At 70.6% G+C, this 23,226-nt stretch carries 18 protein-coding genes, 1 pseudogene and 1 riboswitch; of the genes and pseudogenes, 10 read left to right on the forward strand and 9 right to left on the reverse strand.

Annotation, left to right across the window (positions count from 1 at the left end):
• Positions 1–4 precede the first annotated feature (4 nt).
• From ACFQ6S_RS39875 to recQ, 3 genes are all read left to right on the forward strand, one after another.
• Complete coding sequence (locus tag ACFQ6S_RS39875) at positions 5–1,576, forward strand: NADH-quinone oxidoreductase subunit M (protein ID WP_383420489.1); 1,572 nt, start codon at positions 5–7, stop codon at positions 1,574–1,576.
• Positions 1,573–3,222 (forward strand): NADH-quinone oxidoreductase subunit NuoN, encoded by a 1,650-nt coding sequence (gene nuoN / locus ACFQ6S_RS39880; protein WP_383420491.1) that lies wholly within the window; start codon positions 1,573–1,575, stop codon positions 3,220–3,222. Before ACFQ6S_RS39875 ends, nuoN begins: the two co-directional genes overlap by 4 nt.
• Positions 3,223–3,383: 161 nt before the next feature.
• A complete protein-coding gene (gene recQ / locus ACFQ6S_RS39885) occupies positions 3,384–5,390 on the forward strand; it encodes a DNA helicase RecQ (RefSeq protein ID WP_383420808.1) in 2,007 nt (668 codons plus the stop codon).
• 50 nt (positions 5,391–5,440) lie between these two features.
• Here recQ and ACFQ6S_RS39890 read toward each other — a convergent pair whose 3' ends face one another.
• Both ACFQ6S_RS39890 and fahA read right to left on the reverse strand, forming a co-directional pair.
• Positions 5,441–6,379, reverse strand: a complete 939-nt coding sequence (locus ACFQ6S_RS39890; protein WP_383420493.1) for a M56 family metallopeptidase — start codon at positions 6,377–6,379, stop codon at positions 5,441–5,443.
• A gap of 256 nt (positions 6,380–6,635) precedes the next feature.
• Positions 6,636–7,856 (reverse strand): fumarylacetoacetase, encoded by a 1,221-nt coding sequence (gene fahA / locus ACFQ6S_RS39895; RefSeq protein ID WP_383420494.1) that lies wholly within the window; start codon positions 7,854–7,856, stop codon positions 6,636–6,638.
• 303 nt (positions 7,857–8,159) lie between these two features.
• On the opposite strand from fahA, the gene ACFQ6S_RS39900 reads away from it, so the two are divergent.
• Positions 8,160–8,990 (forward strand): HAD family hydrolase, encoded by an 831-nt coding sequence (locus tag ACFQ6S_RS39900; protein WP_383420496.1) that lies wholly within the window; start codon positions 8,160–8,162, stop codon positions 8,988–8,990.
• Positions 8,991–9,024: 34 nt separating this feature from the next.
• Here the strand turns inward: ACFQ6S_RS39900 and ACFQ6S_RS39905 are convergent, their stop codons facing one another.
• Both ACFQ6S_RS39905 and ACFQ6S_RS39910 read right to left on the reverse strand, forming a co-directional pair.
• Positions 9,025–9,753 carry a transglycosylase SLT domain-containing protein gene (locus ACFQ6S_RS39905; RefSeq protein ID WP_383420498.1) on the reverse strand — a complete coding sequence of 243 codons (729 nt, stop codon included), beginning with the start codon at positions 9,751–9,753 and terminating at the stop codon, positions 9,025–9,027.
• A gap of 5 nt (positions 9,754–9,758) precedes the next feature.
• A riboswitch (cyclic di-AMP (ydaO/yuaA leader) is annotated at positions 9,759–9,943 on the reverse strand.
• A gap of 900 nt (positions 9,944–10,843) precedes the next feature.
• A pseudogene (locus ACFQ6S_RS39910) lies at positions 10,844–11,362 on the reverse strand (MFS transporter); the annotation flags it as partial.
• A gap of 207 nt (positions 11,363–11,569) precedes the next feature.
• Here ACFQ6S_RS39910 and ACFQ6S_RS39915 point away from each other — a divergent pair.
• The 5 genes from ACFQ6S_RS39915 (at position 11,570) to ACFQ6S_RS39935 (ending at position 17,373) form a co-directional block, all read left to right on the forward strand.
• Positions 11,570–12,580 carry a polyprenyl synthetase family protein gene (locus tag ACFQ6S_RS39915; RefSeq protein WP_383420500.1) on the forward strand — a complete coding sequence of 337 codons (1,011 nt, stop codon included), beginning with the start codon at positions 11,570–11,572 and terminating at the stop codon, positions 12,578–12,580.
• A gap of 236 nt (positions 12,581–12,816) precedes the next feature.
• The gene (locus tag ACFQ6S_RS39920) at positions 12,817–13,827 is read left to right on the forward strand and encodes a CHRD domain-containing protein (RefSeq protein ID WP_383420502.1); all 1,011 of its coding nucleotides are present in this window, start codon (positions 12,817–12,819) and stop codon (positions 13,825–13,827) included.
• 313 nt (positions 13,828–14,140) lie between these two features.
• Positions 14,141–15,409 carry an outer membrane lipoprotein carrier protein LolA gene (locus tag ACFQ6S_RS39925; protein ID WP_383420504.1) on the forward strand — a complete coding sequence of 423 codons (1,269 nt, stop codon included), beginning with the start codon at positions 14,141–14,143 and terminating at the stop codon, positions 15,407–15,409.
• Positions 15,410–15,539: 130 nt separating this feature from the next.
• On the forward strand, positions 15,540–16,490 hold the full coding sequence (locus tag ACFQ6S_RS39930) for an ABC transporter ATP-binding protein (protein ID WP_383420810.1): 951 nt from the start codon (positions 15,540–15,542) through the stop codon (positions 16,488–16,490).
• Positions 16,477–17,373, forward strand: a complete 897-nt coding sequence (locus ACFQ6S_RS39935) for an ABC transporter permease (protein ID WP_383420506.1) — start codon at positions 16,477–16,479, stop codon at positions 17,371–17,373. Before ACFQ6S_RS39930 ends, ACFQ6S_RS39935 begins: the two co-directional genes overlap by 14 nt.
• Before the next feature lie 26 nt (positions 17,374–17,399).
• Here ACFQ6S_RS39935 and ACFQ6S_RS39940 read toward each other — a convergent pair whose 3' ends face one another.
• The 3 genes from ACFQ6S_RS39940 to ACFQ6S_RS39950 all read right to left on the reverse strand — a co-directional run bounded on the left by ACFQ6S_RS39940 (position 17,400) and on the right by ACFQ6S_RS39950 (position 19,862).
• A complete protein-coding gene (locus ACFQ6S_RS39940; RefSeq protein ID WP_383420508.1) occupies positions 17,400–17,984 on the reverse strand; it encodes a flavodoxin family protein in 585 nt (194 codons plus the stop codon).
• Between the two features lie 66 nt (positions 17,985–18,050).
• The gene (locus tag ACFQ6S_RS39945) at positions 18,051–19,268 is read right to left on the reverse strand and encodes an amidase (RefSeq protein WP_383420510.1); all 1,218 of its coding nucleotides are present in this window, start codon (positions 19,266–19,268) and stop codon (positions 18,051–18,053) included.
• Positions 19,269–19,340: 72 nt separating this feature from the next.
• Entirely contained in the window at positions 19,341–19,862 is a 522-nt protein-coding gene (locus ACFQ6S_RS39950; RefSeq protein ID WP_383420512.1) for a DUF6668 family protein, read from the reverse strand.
• A 267-nt stretch (positions 19,863–20,129) separates the two neighbouring features.
• Here ACFQ6S_RS39950 and ACFQ6S_RS39955 point away from each other — a divergent pair, with 267 nt between their 5' ends.
• The gene (locus ACFQ6S_RS39955) at positions 20,130–21,539 is read left to right on the forward strand and encodes a tetratricopeptide repeat protein (protein ID WP_383420514.1); all 1,410 of its coding nucleotides are present in this window, start codon (positions 20,130–20,132) and stop codon (positions 21,537–21,539) included.
• A gap of 23 nt (positions 21,540–21,562) precedes the next feature.
• On the opposite strand, the gene ACFQ6S_RS39960 is transcribed toward ACFQ6S_RS39955, so the two are convergent.
• Positions 21,563–22,510 (reverse strand): M28 family metallopeptidase, encoded by a 948-nt coding sequence (locus ACFQ6S_RS39960; RefSeq protein WP_383420516.1) that lies wholly within the window; start codon positions 22,508–22,510, stop codon positions 21,563–21,565.
• 189 nt (positions 22,511–22,699) lie between these two features.
• The gene (locus tag ACFQ6S_RS39965) at positions 22,700–23,185 is read right to left on the reverse strand and encodes a VOC family protein (RefSeq protein ID WP_383420518.1); all 486 of its coding nucleotides are present in this window, start codon (positions 23,183–23,185) and stop codon (positions 22,700–22,702) included.
• Between the last annotated feature and the right edge of the window lie 41 nt (positions 23,186–23,226).

Below are 23,226 nucleotides of genomic sequence, written 5' to 3' on the forward strand. Positions count from 1 at the left end.
ACCGATGTCCTTTCCTCTGCTGACAGCCACGGCGGTGCTCCCGGCGATCGGGGCGATCGCCACGGCCGCCGTGCCGGCCGCGCAGCGCACCGTAGCCAAATGGCTCGCGCTGCTCGTCTCGCTCGCCACGCTCGGCCTCGCGATCACCGTCCTGGTCCGCTTCGACCCGGACGGCGACCGTTACCAGCTCACCGAGTCCCACTCCTGGATCGCGGACTTCGGGGTCCGCTACGAACTCGGTGTGGACGGCATCGCGGTGGCGCTGATCGCGCTGACGGCGCTGCTGATCCCGTTCATCATCCTCGCGGGCTGGCACGACGCCGACCCGCTGGAGACCGGAAGCACCCGCTGGCGGCCTACGCAGGGCTTCTTCGCCCTGATCCTGGCCGTCGAGGCGATGGTGGTCATCTCCTTCGAGGCCACCGACGTCTTCCTCTTCTACATCTTCTTCGAAGCCATGCTCATCCCGATGTACTTCCTCATCGGCGGCTTCGGGGACCGTGCCCACGAGCACGGCGAGAAGGTGGCGTCGACGCAACGGTCGTACGCGGCCGTGAAGTTCCTGCTCTACAACCTGGTCGGCGGTCTGATCATGCTGGCCGCGGTGATCGGCCTGTATGTGGTCGCCGGGAACTTCAGCCTCCAGGCGATCGCCGAGGCCCGCGCCAACGGCACGCTCGACATGGCGACGAACACCGAACGCTGGCTGTTCCTCGGCTTCTTCTTCGCCTTCGCGGTGAAGGCCCCGCTGTGGCCGCTGCACACCTGGCTGCCCAACGCGATGGGGGAGGCCACCGCACCGGTCGCCGTCCTCATCACCGCGGTGGTCGACAAGGTGGGCACCTTCGCGATGCTCCGCTTCTGCCTCCAGCTGTTCCCGGAGGCCAGCAAGTGGGCGACGCCCGCGATCCTCGTCCTGGCGTTGATCAGCATCGTCTACGGGGCGCTGCTCGCCGTGGGCCAGCGGGACATGAAGCGCCTGATCGCGTACGCGTCGATCTCGCACTTCGGCTTCATCATCATGGGCATCTTCGCGATGACCAGCCAGGGCCAGTCCGGCGCGACGCTCTACATGGTCAACCACGGCATCTCCACGGCCGCGCTGATGCTGGTGGTCGGCTTCCTGATCTCACGGCGCGGCTCGCGGCTCATCGCCGACTACGGCGGTGTGCAGAAGGTCGCCCCGGTGCTCGCCGGCACCTTCCTGATCGGCGGACTGGCGACGCTGTCGCTGCCGGGCCTTGCACCGTTCGTGAGTGAGTTCCTGGTCCTGGTCGGCACGTTCACGCGCTACCCGGTGATCGGGATCATCGCCACCTTCGGCATCGTGCTCGCCGCGCTGTACGTCCTCGTCCTCTACCAGCGGACGATGACGGGCCCGGTGAAGGCGGAGGTGTCCGCCATGCCCGACCTCAGGGTGCGTGAACTCGTGGTCGTCGCCCCGCTGGTCGCACTGCTGATCTTCCTGGGCGTCTACCCGAAGCCCCTCACGGACATCGTCAACCCGGCGGTCAAGCAGACCATGTCCGACGTACAGAAGAAGGATCCCCAGCCCGAGGTGGAGGCGGCCAAGTGAGCGCATCAGTCGTCCACAGCCTGTGGACAACCGCGGCCGACCCGATCTCGAAGATCGACACGCCGAAGATCGAGTACGCACAACTGTCGCCCACCCTGATCGTCGTCGGCGCGGCGATCATCGGGGTGCTGATCGAGGCGGTCGTGCCGCGCAAGGCGCGCTACTACGCGCAGGTGTTCGTCGCCGCCGTGGCGCTCGTCGCGGCCTTCGCCGGGGTCGTGGCGCTGGCGGCCGGCGGGTACGCCACGACCAAGTCGGGCATCGTCGCGATGGGCGCGATCGCCGTCGACGGACCCGCCCTGTTCCTTCAGGGCACGATCCTGCTGGCCGCCCTGGTCGGCCTGTTCACCTTCGCCGAGCGGCGGCTCGACCCGGCCGCGCACGGCAACAGGGTCGACTCGTTCGCCGCGCAGGCGGCGTCCGTGCCGGGCAGCGACAGCGAAAAGGCCGCAGTGAAGGCCGGGTTCACCACCACCGAGGTGTTCCCGCTGCTGATGTTCGCCGTCGCGGGCATGCTGATCTTCCCGTCGGCCAACGATCTGCTGACGCTGTTCATCGCCCTGGAAGTCTTCTCGCTGCCGCTGTACCTGATGTGCGCGCTGGCCCGCCGCAAGCGGCTGATGTCGCAGGAGGCCGCGGTCAAGTACTTCCTGCTGGGCGCCTTCGCCTCCGCGTTCACGCTGTTCGGCATCGCGCTGCTGTACGGGTACGCGGGCTCGGTGTCGTACGCGACGATCGCACAGGTCGTCGACGGCACCGTGCCGGACGTCACCCCGGCGCTCGCGGACACCATGGGCAACGACGCGCTGCTGCTCGTCGGCGCCGCGATGATCGTCATGGGTCTGCTGTTCAAGGTGGGCGCGGTCCCGTTCCACATGTGGACGCCGGACGTCTACCAGGGCGCTCCGACGCCGGTGACCGGCTTCATGGCGGCGGCGACGAAGGTGGCCGCGTTCGGTGCCCTGCTCCGCATTCTGTACGTCGTGCTGCCCGGCCTGCGCTGGGACTGGCGGCCGGTCATGTGGGGCGTCGCGATCGTCACCATGCTGGGCGGTGCGATCGTCGCGATCACCCAGACCGACATCAAGCGGCTCCTGGCGTACTCGTCGATCGCCCACGCCGGATTCATCCTCGCGGGTGTCATCGCGACCACTCCGGACGGGGTGTCGTCCGTCCTCTTCTACCTGGCCGCGTACTCGTTCGTGACGATCGGTGCCTTCGCGGTGGTGACGCTGGTGCGTGACGCCGGGGGTGAGGCGACCCACCTGTCCAAGTGGGCCGGTCTGGGCCGCCGTTCGCCGCTGGTCGCGGCCGTCTTCGCGGTGTTCCTGCTGGCCTTCGCCGGCATTCCGCTCACCTCCGGCTTCGCCGGCAAGTTCGCCGTGTTCAAGGCGGCGGCGGAGGGTGGGGCGGCCCCGCTGGTCGTGGTCGGTGTGATCTCCTCGGCGATCGCGGCGTTCTTCTACATCCGTGTCATCGTCCTGATGTTCTTCAGCGAGCCGCATCCGGAGGGGCCGACGGTCGCCGTTCCGTCGCCGCTGACGGTGACGGCGATCGGGGTGGGCGTGGCGGTCACGCTGGTGCTGGGTGTGGCGCCGCAGTACTTCCTGGATCTGGCGAGCGACGCGGGGGTCTTCGTGCGCTGACGCGGCGTTCCCGTGCACGGCGGCGGCCCGGCTTCTCTCGTAGGGAAGCCGGGCCGCTTTTCCTGTCGCGGGGCGTGAGCCTGTGGATAACTCCGGGGCTGTCGGTGCGGGCCCCTATCGTGGAGGCAGTGGTCGAGGGACGACGTACGGGGGACACGGCGATGGGTGTGACGGGTGGGATCAGGGAGATGCCAGGGGTGACCGAGTCGACAGGGACAGCGGGCAGTGAGGCGCTGGCCGCGCTGAACCGGGTGTTCGGGTACGAGGCATTCCGGGGCGAGCAGGAAGCCGTCATCGAGCATGTGGTGAGTGGCGGCGATGCCGTCGTGCTCATGCCGACCGGTGGCGGGAAGTCGCTCTGCTACCAGATTCCGTCCCTGGTCAGACCGGGTACCGGCGTGGTCGTCTCGCCGCTCATCGCGCTGATGCAGGACCAGGTGGACGCGCTGCGGGCGCTCGGTGTGCGCGCCGGGTTCATGAACTCCACGCAGGACTTCGACGAGCGGCGGGTGGTGGAGGCGGAGTTCCTGGCGGGTGAGCTGGACCTGCTCTACCTCGCCCCAGAGCGGTTGCGGCTCGACTCGACGCTGGACCTGCTGTCGCGCGGCAAGATCGCGGTGTTCGCGATCGACGAGGCGCACTGTGTGTCGCAGTGGGGCCACGACTTCCGTCCCGACTATCTGGCCCTGTCGCTGCTCGGCGAGCGCTGGCCGGACGTCCCGCGGATCGCACTGACGGCGACGGCCACGCACGCGACGCACCAGGAGATCACCCAGCGGCTGCACATGCCGACGGCCCGGCACTTCGTGGCGAGCTTCGACCGGCCCAACATCCAGTACCGGATCGTGCCGAAGGCGGACCCGAAGAAGCAGCTGCTGAGCTTCCTGCGGGAGGAGCACGCGGGAGACGCGGGCATCGTGTACTGCCTGTCGCGCAAGTCCGTCGAGGCCACCGCGGAGTTCCTGTCCCGCAACGGCATCGAGGCGGTGCCCTATCACGCGGGCCTGGACGCGGGCACGCGCGCGGCACACCAGTCCCGGTTCCTGCGCGAGGAGGGGCTGGTCGTGGTGGCGACCATCGCCTTCGGGATGGGCATCGACAAGCCGGACGTGCGGTTCGTCGCCCACCTCGACCTGCCCAAGTCCGTCGAGGGCTACTACCAGGAGACGGGCCGCGCCGGCCGTGACGGCCTGCCTTCCACGGCCTGGATGGCCTACGGCCTCAACGACGTCATACAGCAGCGCAAGCTGATCCAGTCGGGCGAGGGCGACGAGGCGTTCCGGCGCCGGGCGGCCTCGCATCTGGACGCGATGCTGGCGCTGTGCGAGACGGCCCATTGCCGGCGCGGCCAGCTGCTCGCCTACTTCGGTCAGGACCCCGCCCCGGTGGGCTGCGGCAACTGCGACACCTGCCTGACGCCGCCGGAGACCTGGGATGGCACGATCGCCGCGCAGAAGGCGCTGTCGACGGTGGTGCGGCTGCAGCGCGAGCGCGGGCAGAAGTTCGGCGCGGTGCAGATCGTCGACATCCTGCTGGGCAAGCGCACCGGCAAGGTGATCCAGTTCGACCACGACCAGCTGTCCGTCTTCGGCATCGGCCAGGAGCTGGACGAGGGCGAATGGCGGGGCGTCGTCCGGCAGTTGCTGGCGCAGGGACTGCTCGCGGTCGAGGGGGACTACGGGACGCTCGTGCTCACGGAGGCCAGCGGGACCGTGCTGCGGCGGGAGCGGGAGGTGCCGCTGCGCAAGGAGCCGAAGAAGCCGGCGACCTCGCGGTCCGGGTCCGGTTCCTCGGGTTCCGGGCGCGGGGAGCGCAAGGCCAAGGCCGCGGTGGCCGAGTTGCCGGAGCAGTTGGTGCCGGCCTTCGAGGCGCTGCGGGCCTGGCGCGCCGAGCAGGCTCGGGAGCAGGGGGTCCCGGCGTATGTGATCTTCCACGACGCGACGTTGCGGGAGATCGTGACCGTGTGGCCCGCCTCCGTGCGGGAGCTCGGGAGCGTCGGCGGGGTCGGGGAGAAGAAGCTGGCCACATACGGGGAGGGCGTGATCGAGGTGCTGGCCTCGGTGCGTGGAGAGTCCGGCGCGGGGGCGGCGTCCGAAGCGGATCCCGGGTCCGATCACGGGATGGACGACTGGCCCGAGACGGAGCCGGAGCCGGAGGACTGGGCCTAGGGGGCGTTGCGTTCAGGGCCGAGGCGGGGGCTGGAGTCCCGGCGCGACGGTCACGCCAACGCCGTCAGCCCCGGCGCGAACGTGATCAGCAGCGGAACCAGCGGCACCAGGGCGGCCAGCGTCGTCGTGAGGGCTCGGCGTCGGCGCCCCAGGCGTGGCGGTGGCTGCAGGAGACGGTTGACGCGCTCGCCCAGGAGGCGGTTGGTGGAGGCGCAGGACAGCACGCCTCGGTGCTGATTGAGCTCGATCAGGGCCAGGGCCGTCGTCAGATGGCCGCAGCGGCGGGACGCCGTGTCGTCGGCGGCGAGTTCGACGAGGCGGTGGGTCTGGTCGCAGAAGTGGGCGAACAACGGGATGCGGGGGAATCCGGTGGCCAGCGCGGTGGACAGGTGCAGCAGCCAGTCGTGGCGGGCGCGGGCATGGCCGCGTTCGTGGGTGAGGACCGCGTCGAGCTGGTGGTCGGTCAGACGGTGCAGGGCGCCTGTGGTGACGATCAGCTGGGCCGGGCTGCCGGGCATCCACCAGGCGTCCGGGTACTCGTCCTCCAGCACCAGGAGCGGGCCGCGCGCCGCGCCCAGCCCCGCCGGCAGGTCGGGGGCGCGTTCGCGCAGATGGGCCCTGGCCTGGCCGCGACGTCGGCGCGCCTCGACGAGTTCGCGGGCCAGCATCGCGGTCGTCCAGGCGGCACCGCAGGCCAGCAGCAGGGTGAGGGCGGCCGCCCAGGCGGGCGTGGCCGAGAGGTCGTACGCCTCCGTCACCATCGGCGGCGCCGGGGCGAAGAGCTGGGCACGCACCGTGCCGAAGACGGCGGCGGTGCCCAGGGACAGGGCCGTCAGGCAGCACAGCAGGACGGTGGCGACCAGGCACTGCCACACCCACAGGGCGACCACGGGTTCCCGTTCGGTCCAGGTGGCCCGGGTCAGCGCTTGGGGGACGGGTACGGCGGCCGTCAGGGCGACGATGCTCAGCAGGAGCATGCAGACGGTCATGCCAAGGTCTCCGGATCCTGGACGGGACGGGACGGTGCGGTGGCGCGGTGCGGGCGGGGCGGTGGGCAGCGCACGCCGATCGCGGCTCGCTTCCCACCGCCAGCCAGTATGACGGTGACCGTCGACGGAGTCAGGAGGAAAGACTCGCCGAATCACGGTCCCGGTCAGCCCCCAGGCTGCTCCCACACCCGCCCGGCACCGTTTCCGCGACTGCGAACCACCCCGCAGAGCCCGCGAGTTGGGCCGGAACCGGGCGTCACCCCGCCGCGATCCGCCCTGTGACCTCCCCGAGCCCCACTCGAACCCCACCGGGTCCCGGCGCCCAGGCGGACAGTGTCACCACATCGCCGTCCTCCAGGAACGTCCGCTTGCCGTCGGGGAGTTCAAGAGGGTCACGGCCGTTCCACGTCAGCTCCAGCAGTGACCCGCGTTCGCGTTCGGTCGGGCCGCTGACCGTGCCGGAGCCGTACAGGTCGCCGGTGCGCAGCGAGGCGCCGTTGACGGTCATGTGGGCGAGTTGCTGGGCGGCGGTCCAGTACATGGTGGAGAAGGGGGGCTCGGAGACCACGTGGCCGTTGACGGCCACCGAGATACGCAGGTCGTAGCCGCCGGGTTCGGCCTCGGAGCCGGAGTCGTCCAGGTACGGCAGCAGCGGGTGCGTACGCTGCGGCGGTGCCACGCGCGCCTCCTCCAGGGCGTCCAGCGGGGTGATCCACGCCGACACCGACGTGGTGAAGGACTTGCCGAGGAACGGGCCGAGGGGGACGTACTCCCAGGCCTGGACGTCACGTGCCGACCAGTCGTTGAGCAGGCACAGGCCGAAGACGTGCTCCCGGAAGTCGCCCAGCGCCACCGGCTCACCCATCCGCGACGGCGCCCCGACCACGAAGCCGACCTCGGCCTCGATGTCGAGGCGGACCGACGGGCCGAAGACGGGCGCCGGGTCGGTGGGGGCCTTGCGCTGGCCCGACGGTCGTACGACATCGGTGCCGGACACGACCACCGTGCCGGAGCGGCCGTGGTAACCGATGGGCAGATGCTTCCAGTTGGGGGTCAGGGAGTCCGCGGCGTCGGGGCGGAAGATCTGGCCGACGTTCCGGGCGTGGTTCTCGGAGGCGTAGAAGTCGACGTAGTCAGCGACCTCGAAGGGGAGGTGCAGGGTCACCGAGGACAGGGGGTGCAGGAGGTCACGGACGGACTCCTGGTGTGCGGGCACCGTCACCCAGGCCGTCAGTGCCCGCCGGACGTCGGACCAGGTGGTGCGGCCCGCGGCGAGCAGGGGGTTCAGGGAGTCCTGGGCGAGCAGCGGGGCGTACGGCGAGCCGAGCGCGTAGGCCGCCTTGCCCGCGTCGAGGACGTGGTCGCCGAGCCGGACGCCGACCCGTCGCGCGGAGTCCGAGCCGGGAAGGGAGAAGACACCGTACGGAAGGTTGTGCGTGCCGAAGGGGTCGCCCTCGGGGAGATCGAAGGGGGGCATGGGGTGCTGCCTCACTCTCATACGCTCCGTATGCCATGTGGTCGGGCCACACGTTACGGGTGAGCCGCCGGTCTTGGGCAGTGCGGAAGTCGCGTCGCCGGCGCCGGCGAAACAGCAGGTCGCCACGCCGGGCGGGCGCTCCGGCGCACTTCGGCACCACGTCGGAGTGAAATCACCAGGGGCGGAAGGCAGTTGTGGGCGGGGAAGCAGAAGCGGAACCGGAACAGGTGTCAACGCATGTGAACACAGCAGCCGTCCGGTTCAGGTCGAGTCGATGGGGCTTCCTGTCCGTATTCTCTGATCATGGCCCCACCCATCGCATATTCACTCATCGCCACTGACCTGGACGGGACGCTGCTCCGAGGTGACGACACACTCTCCGACCGGACCCTTCACGCGCTCGCGCGGGTGGCGGCGGCCGGCGCCCAGCATCTCGTCGTGACGGGACGGCCGGCGCCCAGAGTGCGGCCGCTGCTCGACGACCTGGGCAGCAGGGGGCTCGCGGTGTGCGGACAGGGCGCGCAGTTGTACGACGCCGGCGCGGATCGTCTGCTGTGGTCCGTCACGTTGGACCGGGAGTTGGCGGAGACCGCGCTCGGCAAGATCGAGGCCGAGGTGGGGCAGGTGTACGCGGCCGTCGACCAGGACGGCGTGGACGGGCTCACGCTCATCGAGCCCGGGTATCTGATGCCGCACCCCACCCTGCCCGCCGTACGCGTCAGGCGCCGCGACGACCTGTGGTGCGAGCCGATCAGCAAGGTGCTGCTGCGCCATCCCAGCCTGTCGGACGACGAGTTGGCGGCGACGGCGCGTTCGGTGGTCGGCTCGCTGGCGACGGTCACCATGTCGGGGCCCGGCACCGTCGAACTCCAGCCATGCGGCATCACCAAGGCGACCGGTCTCGCGCTCGCCGCCGAGCATCTCGGCCTCGGTCCGCGCGAGACCATCGCCTTCGGTGACATGCCCAACGACATCCCCATGTTCGACTGGGCCGCCCGGGGCGTCGCGATGGCCAATGCGCATCCCGAACTCAAGGCGGTCGCCGACGAGATCACCCTCTCGAACGAGGACGACGGCATCGCCGTCGTCCTCGAGAGGCTGTTCGCGGGGAGTCTGGAGCATATCGTCCAGTAAGTAGCGATATGCGCCGGTAGGCCGCTTACTTCTCCTAGTAGGGCCCGTTCACGTTGTCGATCGAGCCGTAGCGCGCGGCCGCGTAGTTGCACGCGGCCGTGATGTTCGCGACCGGGTCGAAGGGGTCGTACACCGTCCCCGGCACGTGGTAGGACGCGAAGGTGGGGTCGATGACCTGGAGGAGGCCCTTGGACGGGGTGCCGGCCGCGGCGTTGGAGTCCCAGTTGTTCATGGCCAGCGGGTTGCCGGACGACTCACGCATGATGTTGCGGTGAATGCCCTCGTAAGAACCCGGAATTCCGTTTTGCGACATGATGTCCAGCGCGTTGCGGATCCAGCCGTCGAGGTTGTTCGGGTACGTCTTCACCGAGGACTGCGTGGCCTGGGCGACGGAGGACTTCTTGACGGGCGCGGACGCCGTGTCGGCCGTCTTGCTCGGCGTGCTCGCCTTCTTCGTGGCCCGGACCTTCAGGTCGAGGCCCGGGTGGATCAGACGAGGGTTGTCGCCGACGGCCTTGCGGTTGTCCTTGTAGAGCTGCTTCCAGCCGCCCTGGGCGTCGTAGCGCTCCGCGATGCCGTAGAGCGAATCGCCCTTCTTCGTGGTGTAGGTGACGGATCCGATCTTCGCCGCGGCAGGCTCCGCGGCGCTCGCGGTGGTCGCGCTCAGGAGGGGGAGGGCGAGGGCCGCGGTGCCGGTTCCGGCGATCACGGCACGGCGGGTGAGCGGGTTGGTGCGGGGGCGGCGGTGTTTGCCTCGGGGCATGGCGCTGTTCCTCTCCGGCGCCTGCGAGGTGAGCTGTCGGGTTCGGGCGGGAGATGCCCGGCCGCACCGCCTTACGGCAGTGCGACTTCACCCCTAGCCGGTCCGGTGCGCCATCAAGGCGTCCGGTCCGGCGACTTACCTGGGTCCCCCGCTCCTGCCGCGCGTGTGTGAGTTACGTCGGGGATGACTCGGGCGGCGGCAGGATTAGGCGTCCGCCCGACGAGCGGGAACGTATGCGAGAGCACATGCCCGGAACAAGTGCCGTGGTCACCTGACGTGCCGGTTGACCATGGTCTGGGGTGAATGGGGCGCTTGATCCTTTGCGGTTGCCAAGCCTCAACTTGCCTTCGGCGCAAGGAGGGGAGAGGGCGCGCCGGGTCGGGTCTCGAGACGGGTCCGAGTGACCCAATTCACTCGCGGCGCAAGACTGGCAAATCGGGCAATGGCTCCAACTCGCCTTTGACCGGCTGTCCGTGGAGTCCGTTTTTGCCAGGTCTGGTGGATAAGAACCTCTTCGCCCCCGGCTCCCATGGCACCGTGCGGTCATGGCCGTGGCGGGCCGACAGGTTCGGCACGCCGCGCGTGACCAGGGTCGGTGAGCCGTCGGGCGCCACGTCGCGCACGGGTCCGGCGGTCGGGAGGCGAAGGCGAGCGTCGTCGACGCCCAGGCGTGCATGTCGGCCAGGAGGGCGGAACCTCCCATCCAGTGCCCGTCGTTGTCATAGCGATCGTCCGCTCTGGAGGGAGTTGAAGCCGCGTCAGGAGGTACCGGACCTGCCGACCCTGCCGTCGCACCAGGGTTGGGCCGTCGGCCAGTTGGCGACCTCGACCTCGAAGGGCGCCGGGACGGGCTCGCGGGTAGAGGCATGTTCCGTCCGGCGGGGGAATACGGAGGTCGTGGTGGGTCGTCTCGTAGGGAAAGGACGTACGGATGCGCATGAGCGGGACCCCCGTCTGGTCGGCGCGCCGAGTACGCCTGGAAGAGGTTGAAGTCGACGACCGTCGAGGCGGCGTAGGCGACGTAGGCGGCGAGCGGGACGGCGCGGGTGGCGCCGACGACGAGGCCGGTGGCGGCCGCCGAGAAGCCTCAGCGCCGGCCCCTGTGGTCGCCGAGCGGGCTGGTGAGGAGCGGGCCCGCGAAGGTGCCGATGTCGATCACCGTGCAGGAGGGCGCGAAGCCCGCGTCACGGCGGTCGTCGTCGGTGCGGTAGAGCTTGCCGACCGCAGCGGCGACGTCAGGTTTCGGCAGCCCCGTGGCCGCGCCGATCAGGCCGAGGCCCGCCCAGGCCATGACAGCGGTCGGCACCGCCATGGCCCAGTGGCCGCCGGCCATCAGTACGCCGCCCCGCAGCACCGCGCTGCGGTCGGCGAGCCGGCCGCCGGCGGCGGAGACGGAGGCGGCGGTTCCGGCCGACATGCCCATACCGCCGGAGGCGACCGTGTCGGCGAAGCGGAAGGCGAGGATGGTCTGCATGTCGAGGAGCGAGAAGCCTTCCCAGGCCTCGGGCCCGGAGAGGGTGAGCAGGCCTCTGGGCTGGCCGGAGAGGGCACGGTCGTCGCGGGGCGGAGGGCCGCTCCCGGGCTCGATGCCGACTTCGGTTCGCGACATCGACCGCTACTTCCCTATAAGTCGATGGATATCCGGCCTTATCAGGTGATCAAAAAAATACCGGCCGTGATCCGATACCGCCCGTGGTGGACGGGTGGGCGGCATCGGTGATCGAAACGTGACCGGATACGCTGACTTGAGTGATGGCAGCGACCTATCGACAAACCGTGTAACCGCCAGTGGACACCAGCAGACAGGAGACCCCTCGTGACCGTCGTCGGGCCGTTCGGGCTGAGCGTGCGGGACCAGGCTCTGGAAGCCGATGTCCAGGCCGGATTGGCGGCTGTCGAGGAGGGATTGCTCGAAGCCACCAAGAGTGAGGTCCCCTTCATCACCGAGGCCGCCCAGCATCTGGTGCGGGCGGGCGGAAAGCGGTTCCGGCCGCTGCTGGTGATGCTCGCCGCCCAGTTCGGGGACCGGTATGCGCCGGGGGTCGTGCCGTCGGCCGTCGTCGTGGAGCTCACCCATCTGGCGACGCTGTACCACGACGACGTGATGGACGTGGCGGAGGTACGGCGCGGGGTCGACAGCGCGAACACCCGCTGGGGGAACTCGGTTGCCGTACTGACCGGCGATTTCCTCTTCGCGCGGGCGTCGCACATCCTCGCCGACCTCGGGCCCGAGGCGGTTCGGGTGCAGGCCGAGGCGTTCGAGCGGCTGGTCACCGGGCAGATCCTGGAGACGGCGGGGCCGCAGGACGGGCGGGACCCGATCGAGCACTACCTGGATGTGCTGAGCGGGAAGACCGGGTCGCTGGTGGCGGTGTCGTGCCGGTTCGGGGCGATGATGTCGGGCGCCGACGAGACGGTGGTCGATGTGCTGACCCAGTACGGGGAGCGGCTGGGGGTCGCCTTCCAGCTGGCGGACGACGTGCTGGACATCGCGAGCGAGTCTCGTGAGTCCGGGAAGACGCCGGGGACGGACCTCCGGGAAGGCATTCCGACGCTGCCGGTGCTGCGGCTGCGGGAGCGGGCCGAGCGGCTGGGGCTGGCGGAGGATGCCGCGTTGTGCGAGCTGCTGGACTCCGATCTGAGTGACGACGCACGGCTCGCGGAGGCATTGGCCCAGCTTCGGGTGCATCCGGCGTTGGAGCAGGCTCGGCGGGACACGGTGCGGTACGCGGAGGATGCGCGCGCCGCGTTGGCGCCGTTGCCGGACATGGCTGCGAAGGCGGCGTTGATGGAGTTGTGCGACGCGGTGGTGCATCGGGCCGGGTAGGTTCTCGCCCCGTCGCCCCGTCGCCCCGTCGCCCCGTCGCCCCGTCGCCCGCGGCCCCACGCCCCGCCCGTCCCATCTTGAAAGGGCCTCGCCCGCAAGCGCCGGACAGGCCAAGTATGCGTGATGCAGCTCACATATCTGGACTGAGTCCAAACTAAGATCCCCTCCGTATGAATGCCCAGAAGCTGACGCAGGGGGCGTCAGCTGCACTACGGGGAGAAAACAGAATCATGGGCATGAAGACGACGTTCGCGAAGCGCCGTAAGAGCCTGATCGTCACCGCTGTCGCGGTGGCCGCCGCCGGTGGTGTCGCCGCCGCGGTGATTCCCGCCTTCGCCGCCGGAGGCCACCGCGCTGACCACGCGGGCCACGCCGGAGGCGACGCGCAGGGGATCGTGAGCCAGAGTGAAGCCCTCGGCGGCGGCAACGGGGGCACCCTCCTCGCCGCCAGTCTCCGCGGGGCGAACGAGGTGCCGGTCGCGGGCGGACCCGCCGTCGGGGACAAGGACGGTGCCGCCCTGCAGTTCGTGAAGGTCAAGGGCGACAAGGTGTCCGTCGCCGTCACCTGGCGCGGCACCGGCAAGCCGACCGCCCTCCACATCCACCAGGGCGCCAAGGGCACCAACGGCGGCATCAAGGTCGACTTCGGCGGCCTTCTCGGCAAGAGCAAGGGGCACAGCGTCACGGGGACCGTGAAGGTGAAGGACCCCGCCCTCCTCAACACCCTCAAGACCGACCCGAGTTCCTTCTACGCCAACCTGCACACCGCCCAGTTCCCGGGCGGCGCCGTACGGGGACAGCTCCACAAGGTCACCGTCGCCAAGTTCGACTTCCGGGACGCGCTCGACAACTTCCAGGCGTCCGTCATCAAGGGCAAGCAGATCTATGAGTGCAAGCCGGCCGAGGGCGGCGGGTACGCCTTCGCCCAGCGGGACGTCAGCGCCGTACTGAGCGGCCGTATCGCGCACTCCTTCGTCGCACCCAACTCCGGTACACCGCAGTGGATCGCACGCGACGGCAGCGCGGTGACGGGGTCCCTCATCTCCAAGACCCCGAACGGCGACAAGAACATCCCCGAGCTCGACCTGAAGGCCACTCAGTCCGGCAGGCACCACGGCCTGCTGGCCGACACCGCCGAGATCCTGCGGCTGAACACCGTCGGCGGAGTGGCCCCGGCCGGCTCGTGCACACCCGGCGCGATCGTCGGCGTGCCGTACCAGGCGGACTACGTGTTCATCGACGGCTGATCCGCCCACTGCCGCGCCTGATCCGCCTCCTCGGCGGCGGATTCCGCGCGGCGCACGGCGGCGTCTCCCCGATCCGACCCCTACGGGTCGGGGGAGGCGCCGCCTTCGCGTGTCATACCCCAGGTGTACGCGGAGTTGGCTCCGCAGGTTGACGAATCTCTCTGGCCGATTTGGTCAGATGGAGACCACGGAAAACACCACTCCTCACCGATTCGGGTGAGAATGGCGGCTCAGGGTGGGCGAGTGCGGGGTCGCAAGACCCGCGGGAGGCACGAGACGGGCAGCCGCCGCCGACGACGGAGGTAAGGCACACATGGCACCGTACGAATCCGACGACAGCACGACCGCCGGGGAGGTCGACGACCTGCGCGCGGGGCGCCGCAAGGCCGCGCGGTACGTCGTCCCGGTCGCGGTGGTGGGAATCGCGGCGGCGACCATCGGGCTCGTCCCGGCGATCGCCGACTCCGGCGACCCGGACCTGCCGGAGATCACCGCGCAGCAACTCATCGAGAAGATCGCGAAGTCGGACGTCGAGCAGCTGTCCGGCACCTTCAAGATCAGCACCGATCTGGGCCTGCCCGACCTCGGCGGGCTGGAGTCGAGCTTCGCCTCCGGTGCCATGGCGTCGGGATCGGGCGACGGCTCCTCCGCCGACCCCTCGGCCAAGCTGACCGAGCTGGCGTCCGGCACCCACACCCTGCGTCTCGCCGTGGACGGCGAGAACAAGCAGAAGCTCTCCCTGCTGGAGAACGCCTCCGAGTACAGCCTCATCCACAACGGCAAGGACATCTGGGGCTACGACAGCAAGTCGAACGAGGTCTACCACGGCACCGCCGAGGAGGCCCAGAAGGAGAAGGGCAGGACCGAAGAGGTCCCCGCCACTCCCAAGGAGTTCACCGAGGAAGCCCTGAAGGCGGTCGACGACACCACGTCCGTCACCGTCGACGGCACCGCGCAGGTCGCGGGCCGGGACGCCTACCGGCTGCTCATCAAGCCGAAGCAGTCCGGCACCACGGTCGGCGCGATCACCGTGGCGGTGGACGCCAAGACCGGTATGCCGCTGAAGTTCACGCTGACCCCGTCGAGCGGCGGCGCCGCGGTGATCGACGCGGGCTTCACCCAGGTCAGCTTCGCCAAGCCGGACGCCTCCACCTTCGACTTCACCCCGCCCAAGGGCGCGACGGTCACCGAGGAGGGGGCGCTGGAAGGCGCGGCCGAGAAGCACGGCTCGGCGAAGTCCGAGGACGAGTTCCGCAAGGAGTTCGAGAAGGAGTTCGGCGGCCCGAAGTCCGAGGGCGAGCCGGGCAAGGCGGCCGAGGGCGGTCCCGAGGTCATCGGCGAGGGCTGGAACTCCGTGGCCGTCTTCGACACCGGCGGCGAGGGCATGCCGTCCGGCGCCGAGGTCGGCGGCGAAATGGGTGGCTTCCTCGACTCCCTGGGCGACAAGGTCACCGGTAAGTTCGGCTCGGGCACGGTCTTCAAGACCCGCCTGATCAACGCCCTGATGACGGACGACGGCAAGGTCTACGTCGGCGCGGTCGACAAGGACACGCTGGTGAAGGCGGCCGACTCGGGGAAGTGACCCCCGATCGACCGCTGAACCCGTAGTACGCACGGACCGGACCGAGGAGCCTGAGGAGCCTGTGGAGGAACTGACCGCCGCGGAGGGTGACGAGGTCGATCAGCCCGGTGAGCCCGGCCCGGTCGGCGTCATCGACCACGTCGACCAGGTCGACACGGTGATCGCCACCAGCGCGCTCACGAAGCGCTACCGCGGCGGGCAGCTCGCCGTGGACGGTCTCGACCTGACCGTCCCGGCGGGCAGCGTCTTCGGCTTCCTCGGTCCGAACGGCTCGGGCAAGACCACCACCATCCGCATGCTGATGGGCCTGATCGAGCCCACTTCCGGTACGGCGCGGGTGCTCGGCCGCCCCATGCCCCGGGGCGCACGCGCCGTACTGCCACACGTCGGCGCGCTCATCGAGGGGCCCGCCCTGTACGGCTTCCTCTCCGGCCGCGACAACCTCCTGCGGTACGACGCCGCCGACCCGACCGCCGATCCGCGCACCCGGCGCACCCGCGTCGCGGCCGCGCTGGACCGGGTGGGCCTGACGGCGGCCGGCGGCAAGAAGGCCAAGGCGTACTCGCTCGGCATGAAGCAGCGGCTCGGGCTCGCGGCCGCGCTGCTCCAGCCGCGCAGGCTTCTCGTCCTGGACGAGCCGACCAACGGGCTCGATCCCCAGGGCATGCGCGAAATACGGTCGCTGATCAGGGAGTTGGCCTCCGACGGTACGACCGTCTTCCTCTCCTCCCACCTCCTCGACGAGATCGAGCAGGTCTGCACACACGCGGCCGTGATGGCCCAGGGCCGGCTGATCACCCAGGGCGCGGTGGCGGAGCTGGCGACCGGGGCACGCGCCAGGCTCGTCGTGACCACACCCGACACCGCCGACGCGGCCCGGGTGCTGAAGGAGCAGGGCGCCGGTGACGTCGTCATCACCGACGACCGGGTGACGGCGGAACCTCCGGACCGCGATCTGGCCGACGTCAACGCGGCGCTGGTGAAGGCCGGCATCCGGGTCCGGGGCTTCGGCGTCGAGCGGGCCTCTCTGGAGGACGCGTTCGTGGCGCTCACGGGGGAGGGCTTCGATGTCGCGGGCTGAAGCGATCCCGGGGGTCGAAGCGACCCGCAAACCCAGCCCGCTGTGGACCTTCGGACTCCTCCGCAGCGAGCTGCTCACCACCTTCCGGCGCTGGCGCACCCTCGCGCTGCTCGCCGTGCTGGCCGCCGTGCCGATCCTGGTCGGGATCGCCGTGAAGATCGAGACCGGCGGCGGTTCATCGGCGGGAGGCGGTGGTCCGGAGGGCGGAGGCGGCCCGGCGTTCATCTCGCAGATCACCAACAACGGCCTGTTCCTGGTCTTCACCGCGCTGGCCGCGACGCTGCCGTTCTTCCTGCCGATGGCGATCGGCGTCATCGCGGGCGACGCGATAGCCGGCGAGGCGAACGCGGGCACCCTGCGCTATCTCCTCGTAGCCCCCGCCGGACGCACCCGCCTGCTCCTCACCAAGTACGCGACCACGATGGCCTTCTGCGTGGTGGCCACCCTCGTGGTCGCGGTCTCGGCGCTCACGGTCGGGGCGCTGCTCTTCCCGCTCGGCGAACTCACGACCATCTCCGGCACCCGGATCAGCTTCGCCGAGGGGCTGGTCAGAGCCCTGCTGATCGCCCTTGTCGTCGCCGCGTCACTCATCGGCGTGGCCGCGCTCGGCCTGTTCGTGTCGACGCTGACCAACAGCGGCATCGCGGCGATGGCGACCACGGTCGGCCTGCTGATCACCGTCCAGATCCTCGACCAGATCCCCCAGCTCCACGCGATCCAGCCGTACTTCTTCTCGCACTACTGGCTGTCCTTCGCGGACCTGATGCGCGAACCCGTCTACTGGGACGACCTGGTCAAGAACCTCGGCATCCAGGCCCTCTACGCGGCGGTGTTCGGCTCGGCGGCGTGGGCGAGGTTCACGGCGAAGGACATCACGGCCTAGACCGACCCGACCGAGGGCCGCGGGGCCTACGGCGTCTCGTACGGGAAGCGCGCCAGCGGTGCCTCCCGGGCGAGGAACGTCTTCGCCCGGGTCAGCGCCTCGGCGTCGTCGAGCACATCACCGGGCTTGCTGCCGTTGCCGAGCAGCACCCCGCCGAAGCGCATCCCCAGGTACGCGGCGGAGTTGCTGAGCGTCCCGACCAGGGGATCGGCGACCTCCTGCTCCTCGTGCGCGAGCGCGGTGACGCCCCACAGGGTGCGCCCGGCCATGGTCGCCTTGAAGTCGATGCCGGGGGTGCGCAGCCAGCCCGACCAGTAGTCGAGGTAGCGCTTGACGTGGGCGGACACCGCGTACCAGTACAGCGGCGAGGCGATCACGATGTCCGTCGCCGCGAGCGTCGCGTCGAGCAGCAGCGCCACATTGCCCTCCGTGGGGCGCACATGGTCGCTGTCGTGCCGCAGGTCCTCGAAGTCGGGCAGCGGATGCTCGGCCAGATCGATCCACTGCTGTTCGACATCCTCGGGCAGCTGCTCGGCGGCCCTGCGGGCGAGCAGCTCGGTGTTGCCGTCGGGGCGGCTGCTGCCGAGAACGAACAGAAAGCGGCGGGTCATGGGTCCCCCAAAGGTCGGCCGTCGGCGGGCCGGAAGGTCGGCGTACGACAACTAATAGCATGTGCATTATATGCGTGCGCATGAAGAAGTCCAGGGCCCGAGGTGCGCCTCGGCGGCCCTGGCCACCGCGAGCAGCAGCGACTCCGCGCCGTGCGCCGCCACCAACTGGAGTCCGACCGGGCAGCCGTCCGGCCCGAGGCCCGCCGGGATGCTGATCGCCGGGTGCCCGCTCAGGTTGAACGCCCAGGTGAGCGCGGTGGAGTAGCGCTCGCCCGGGCCGTCGTGGCCGTGCGGTGGGGTCGGGGCGGTCGGCGTCAGCAGCAGCCGGGCGTCGGCGAACAGGGCGGCCAGGCGGCCGTCGTTCGCGGCGCGGATGCGATGAGCCTCGCGGGTGAGGGCGGGCCCGGCGTCAGGGTTGCGCAGGGCGAGCCACGCCGGGGCGGGATCGTCCAGGCGCAGAGGAGCGCGCGGGCGCGCCCGCCGTATCGCGCCGGACTCGGTGAGCCGTACGGCCGCGGCGTGGGCGACGGCGACCACGTCCGGGTCGGGGGAGTCGAAGCCGAGGTCCGGGGACCATACGGCGGGCGGGGCGTCGTTCGGGGCGGCCGCCCTGTCGGAGTCGGGCACGACCTCACCGGGCTCGGGTGTCGCGTCCCCCGACACCACTCTCCAGTAGGCCGCCGCATCCCCCACGCACCGCGCGAGCACCCCCGGCGCCATCAGTCCGGTGCGGTCGGCCGTCGGCAACCGTCCGTTGCCGACCTTCAGCCCGACGACCCCGCACCACGCCGCCGGAATCCGCACCGACCCGGCCCCGTCGTTCCCGGTCGCGAGCGGCACCAGCCCCGCCGCGACGGCCGCCGCGGAACCTGCCGAGGAGCCGCCCGGAGTGCGGTCGTGACGCCAGGGGTTGACCGTAGGGCCGTGTCGGCCGAGTCCCCAGGTCTGCCAGACGGTTCCCGGTCCCGGTACGGATGTCGCGCCAACGGCCACGCACCCCGCCGCGAGCAGCGGACCCGCTGTGGTCAGCCCCCGCCGCCCCTTGACGCCGATCGGTACGCCGGCCAGCGGCAGGTGTTCTCCCGCGTCCACCCGCGCGTCGACTTCGGCGGCCCGTCGAAGAGCCTCCTCTCTCCATACCTCGATGAAGGCGGACAGGAGTGGGTCGGCTCGCTCTATCCGGTCGAGCGTCTGCGCGGCGACCTCGGCCGCGCGGAGGGTGCCCGAGCGTACGGCTGCGGCGATCTCCCCGGCGGAGAGGGTGGGGGCGGGCGTGGTCGTCATGGGGCGATTGTCCGCGAGGGGGTTGAAAGGGGCGACGCGCCTGCAAGGGCGTTGCCGATCAAGCCGTCGAACTCAGCGTGCCCGGCCGGTCAGCCGGCCCAGTGCCTCGGCCTCCCTGGGCGGCCGGCCACCCAGATCGCCGAGCCGCCAAGCCGGTACCCACGGCACGCGGTACACGTCGATCACCGACTCGATGACCTTGACGTGTTCGGCGAGCGGGCGTGGAAGCCGGCCCGGTGCGTCCGCGACCAGGACCACGGCGTCGAGGTCGAGCCCGTGCGGTGCCTCGCCGCGCCGGAAGACCTCCAGGGCGTTCACGGAGGCGGCCAGTCCGGCGGCATGTGTACGGGCCACGAGCAGCACCGACGGCGGATCGGCCGGGCCCGGCCAGTGCCGGCCGCAGTCGTGGCCGCCGTAGACCGCGGCGAGCGTGGAGACACCCGCCCCGCCGTGCACGCCGACCCATGAGAAACGCCGGGGTCCACCGGCGGAGGGGGAGTGCGGCGGCTCCTCAGGGAGGGCGACCGGCCCCCGGATCCAGATCTCCGGCCCCGGCTGCGGCCGCCCCTGCTGTACATGCACGTCAGTGCGCATGCCCGCACTCCTCCCTCGTCACGCCACCGATCTTCGCGTCAGGCATGAGAACGCTATGACGTGGCACAAGCTCCTGGAACGAGTCTGTGACGCCCCGGTGACGTCCGCACCGCGCGCGGCCGGAGAGACTCGAGAGTACGTGTACGACGTGTCCGGCCTGTACGACGGACCTGGACGCCGGGGAACGGCACCGCGGGCGAGAGGGAGCACCATGGAACCCGAACGCGCCGTCCGTGACCTCCCCGGCGCATGCGAGTGAGGGAAGCGATGCCTCGACTGAGCCGCGCGAAGAAGCGGGACCAGAATCACGCCGCCGAGGCCGCCTCCGTGGCCGCGCCGATCGATGTGCACGTCCCGGCCGCCGGTCCGGGCGCGGGCGGCGCGTCGATCGGCGGCGTACCCGTCGGCGCGGCTCCCGGCGAGGAGATCCAGCACGTCGTCCTGACCCACCTCCAGCGCATCGCCCTCGCGGCCGGCCACCCCGTGCACGCCACCGTCCACGACGAGCGCATCGGCTACGTCGTCCCGCTGCTGGTGGAGCAGGACGGGTCCAGCCGCTACACCGCCGAACCGGTGCGCACGGCTCCGCCCGCGCCCCCGGCACCGCTCGCGCTCCCGGCCGCCGCGACGAGCGCCCCCGCGCCGGATGCGGCGCCGCATCGGGACACCCACACCCATGTCCTACGGCCGCTGCCGGACCGGGCGCAGGAAGCCCCGCCCACCTTCCGGCTGCGCTCGCTGCCCGAGCCGGTGCGGGACACCGCGCCCGGCACGGTGGCGCCGCCGCTGGGGGAGTTCGGCCCACCGCCACGCATGGACGCCGGGCCGGAGCCGACGGACGTATCTCAGACTGCCGTACCGCAGACGGCCGTACGGCAGGATGCCGTACCGCAGGCCGCCGCATGGCAGGACGCCGTACCGCAGGGCGACCTGCCGCAAGACGCCGTACCGCAGCCCGGCCGGCCGACTTCCGTCGTACCCGAGGCCGATCAGGTGCCGGACGGAGTGAGCGACCCCATCCCGCTGTCCGACCCGGCGCCCCTTCCCGTCTCGTCGCCGGCCGCCCGGGGACCCGTCCTGGTGGCCGGCCCGGCCCCGGACCCGGAGCTCGATCCCGACCCCAAGCCCGCCCCACCCCGAGGCTTCGACGCAGTGGCCGAAGCCATGTTCGGCGATGCGCCGCCCGGCGCCACGACCACCGCCGACACCTCCCCCTTCGCCGAACCGAGCGCGCGGATCAACGACGCCGTCAAGGCGGGGCGGACGGCGGAGGCGGCGGAGCTCGCGGAGCGGACCGTGGCGGAGGCGTCGGCGGTGCTGGGGCCGGAGCACCCCGAGGTGCTGCGGATCCGTGAACTCACCGCGTACATCGCCTACTTGGCGGGCGACCCGGAGCGCGCCTTCGCGCTGGCCCTCGACGTGGCGCGGCGGCACCACCGTGCCCGGGACGCGGAGGCGGCGTACGGCAGCCTGCACGGCGCGGCCACGGCCTGGCGCGCCGTACGGGACCCGGCACTGGGTCTGCACCTTGGCCGTGACCTGCTGGGTCTGTGGGACGAGCTCATGGCCGAGGGCGGCCCGGCCGTCGACGACGTCGAGGAACTGGAGTCGGCCCGTGCGCGCATGGACCGACTCACCGCCCGAGCCGCCAAGTCGGCCGAACCGCCCAGGAGCTGAGTCAGGGTGTGTGAGTCAGCCGGTCACTCCGACAGCTCCCACACCGCGTACGCGACGGCGTCGCTGTTGCGGTTGAGGGCGGTGTCGTTGATGTTGGACGTGGTGTCGCAGGACGAGTGGTAGCAGCGGTCGAAGGACTGCCCGGAGGTGCCGCCCCACTTCGTCACCTGCGCCGCCGTCTTCGCGCGGCTCGCCCCGGTGAACAGCCCGCCCACCGGCACGCCCGCGCTCTTGAACGGTGCGTGGTCGGAGCGGCCGTCGCCCTCGGTCTCGATCTCCGTGGCGACGCCGAGGCCGGCGTAGTAGTCCTTGAAGGTCTTCTCGATCGCGGGGTCGTCGTCGTAGACGAAGTAGCCCGGGTTGGGCGAGCCGATCATGTCGAAGTTCAGATAGCCGCTGATCTTCGCGCGGTTGGCGGATGAGAGGTTGTTGACGTAGTAGCGGGAGCCGACTAGCCCCAGCTCCTCCGCGCCCCACCAGGCGAACCGCAGATGCTTGGTGGGCTGGTAGCCGGCCCGCGACACGGCGAGCGCGGTCTCCAGGACGGCCGCGGAGCCGGAGCCGTTGTCGTTGATGCCGGGGCCGGAGGAGACACTGTCGAGGTGGGAGCCGGCCATGACGATTTGGTTGGCGTCGCCGCCGGGCCAGTCGGCGATCAGGTTGTAGCCGGTGCGGCCGGAGGACGTGAACTGCTGGATGCTCGTCGTGTATCCGGCGGCGTCCAGCTTGGCCTTCACATAGTCGAGGGATGCCTTGTAGCCGGGGCGGCCGTGGGCGCGGTTGCCACCGTTGGCGGTGGCTATGGACTGGAGCTGGGTGAGGTGGGCCTTGACGTTGGCCACGGGGATGTCGGGGGCGGCGGCCAGGGCCTCGGATCTGGGCGCCGCGTCGGCTATGGATCCGCTGGTCAGCAGCGTGGCGGTCGCGACTGCGGCGGCCGCCGACGCGCGCCAGGAGACGGAGAGCTTCATGTGGGGGGCTCCGAATTCCTAGGGAATCACGGGGATTCCTCAGTGAATGGGGTGCCTTGGATGGTCCGGGTGATTCTGACCCTCCGTCAAGAGCGCTATTCGGACGGGGAGTTCGGATAGGGAAAACCCTATGTCCGGCGCAAGCCCCAGCCGCGGGCCCCACATGATGTGCGCCACGGACCCACGTGCCTACTGCACGCAGAACTCGTTCCCCTCCGGATCCGACATCACCGTCCACTGCCCCGACGGCTCGTTCACCTGCCGCAGCACACTCGCCCCCAACCCCTCCAGCCGCTCGACCTCTCCCTCGCGCCCCCCGGCCGCCGCGTGCAGATCGAGATGGATCCGGTTCTTGACGGTCTTCTCCTCCGGCACCCGCTGGAACAGCAGCCGCCGGCCCAGCCCGGTGCCGCTGTCCTTGTCGTACGGGTCGTCCGGATGCCGTACGGCCACCAGGTCCCGGAACGCGAGCCGGGCGTGGAACTCTACGGCTGCCTCCCGGGGCAGCGCGCCTAGTTCCAGCAGCCGTTCGATGAGGGCGTTGTTGTCCTCGACCTCGTAGTGCAGCGCGGCGGCCCAGAAGTCGGCCTGCGACTGGGGGTTGGCGCAGTCGATGACGAGCTTCCAGTGGAGGGGGGTGGGGGTGGTTGCGGGTGCCTGCGTTGGCTGTGTCATGCGACCACTCAAAGGGGTGCGGCAGTGGCGCCGCAATGAGA

Source organism: Streptomyces sp. NPDC056479 (assembly GCF_042795335.1).
In the GTDB taxonomy this organism is placed as follows: domain Bacteria; phylum Actinomycetota; class Actinomycetes; order Streptomycetales; family Streptomycetaceae; genus Streptomyces.

Coding starts and splice junctions, on each gene's coding strand:
- ACFQ6S_RS39875 (WP_383420489.1), top strand. CDS start 5: ATGTCCTTTCCTCTGCTGACAGCCACGGCGGTGCTCCCGGCGATCGGG.
- recQ (WP_383420808.1), top strand. CDS start 3,384: ATGGGTGTGACGGGTGGGATCAGGGAGATGCCAGGGGTGACCGAGTCG.
- ACFQ6S_RS39890 (WP_383420493.1), bottom strand. CDS start 6,379: ATGACCGTCTGCATGCTCCTGCTGAGCATCGTCGCCCTGACGGCCGCC.
- fahA (WP_383420494.1), bottom strand. CDS start 7,856: ATGCCCCCCTTCGATCTCCCCGAGGGCGACCCCTTCGGCACGCACAAC.
- ACFQ6S_RS39900 (WP_383420496.1), top strand. CDS start 8,160: ATGGCCCCACCCATCGCATATTCACTCATCGCCACTGACCTGGACGGG.
- ACFQ6S_RS39905 (WP_383420498.1), bottom strand. CDS start 9,753: ATGCCCCGAGGCAAACACCGCCGCCCCCGCACCAACCCGCTCACCCGC.
- ACFQ6S_RS39920 (WP_383420502.1), top strand. CDS start 12,817: ATGAAGACGACGTTCGCGAAGCGCCGTAAGAGCCTGATCGTCACCGCT.
- ACFQ6S_RS39925 (WP_383420504.1), top strand. CDS start 14,141: ATGGCACCGTACGAATCCGACGACAGCACGACCGCCGGGGAGGTCGAC.
- ACFQ6S_RS39935 (WP_383420506.1), top strand. CDS start 16,477: ATGTCGCGGGCTGAAGCGATCCCGGGGGTCGAAGCGACCCGCAAACCC.
- ACFQ6S_RS39940 (WP_383420508.1), bottom strand. CDS start 17,984: ATGACCCGCCGCTTTCTGTTCGTTCTCGGCAGCAGCCGCCCCGACGGC.
- ACFQ6S_RS39945 (WP_383420510.1), bottom strand. CDS start 19,268: ATGACGACCACGCCCGCCCCCACCCTCTCCGCCGGGGAGATCGCCGCA.
- ACFQ6S_RS39950 (WP_383420512.1), bottom strand. CDS start 19,862: ATGCGCACTGACGTGCATGTACAGCAGGGGCGGCCGCAGCCGGGGCCG.
- ACFQ6S_RS39955 (WP_383420514.1), top strand. CDS start 20,130: ATGCCTCGACTGAGCCGCGCGAAGAAGCGGGACCAGAATCACGCCGCC.
- ACFQ6S_RS39960 (WP_383420516.1), bottom strand. CDS start 22,510: ATGAAGCTCTCCGTCTCCTGGCGCGCGTCGGCGGCCGCCGCAGTCGCG.
- ACFQ6S_RS39965 (WP_383420518.1), bottom strand. CDS start 23,185: ATGACACAGCCAACGCAGGCACCCGCAACCACCCCCACCCCCCTCCAC.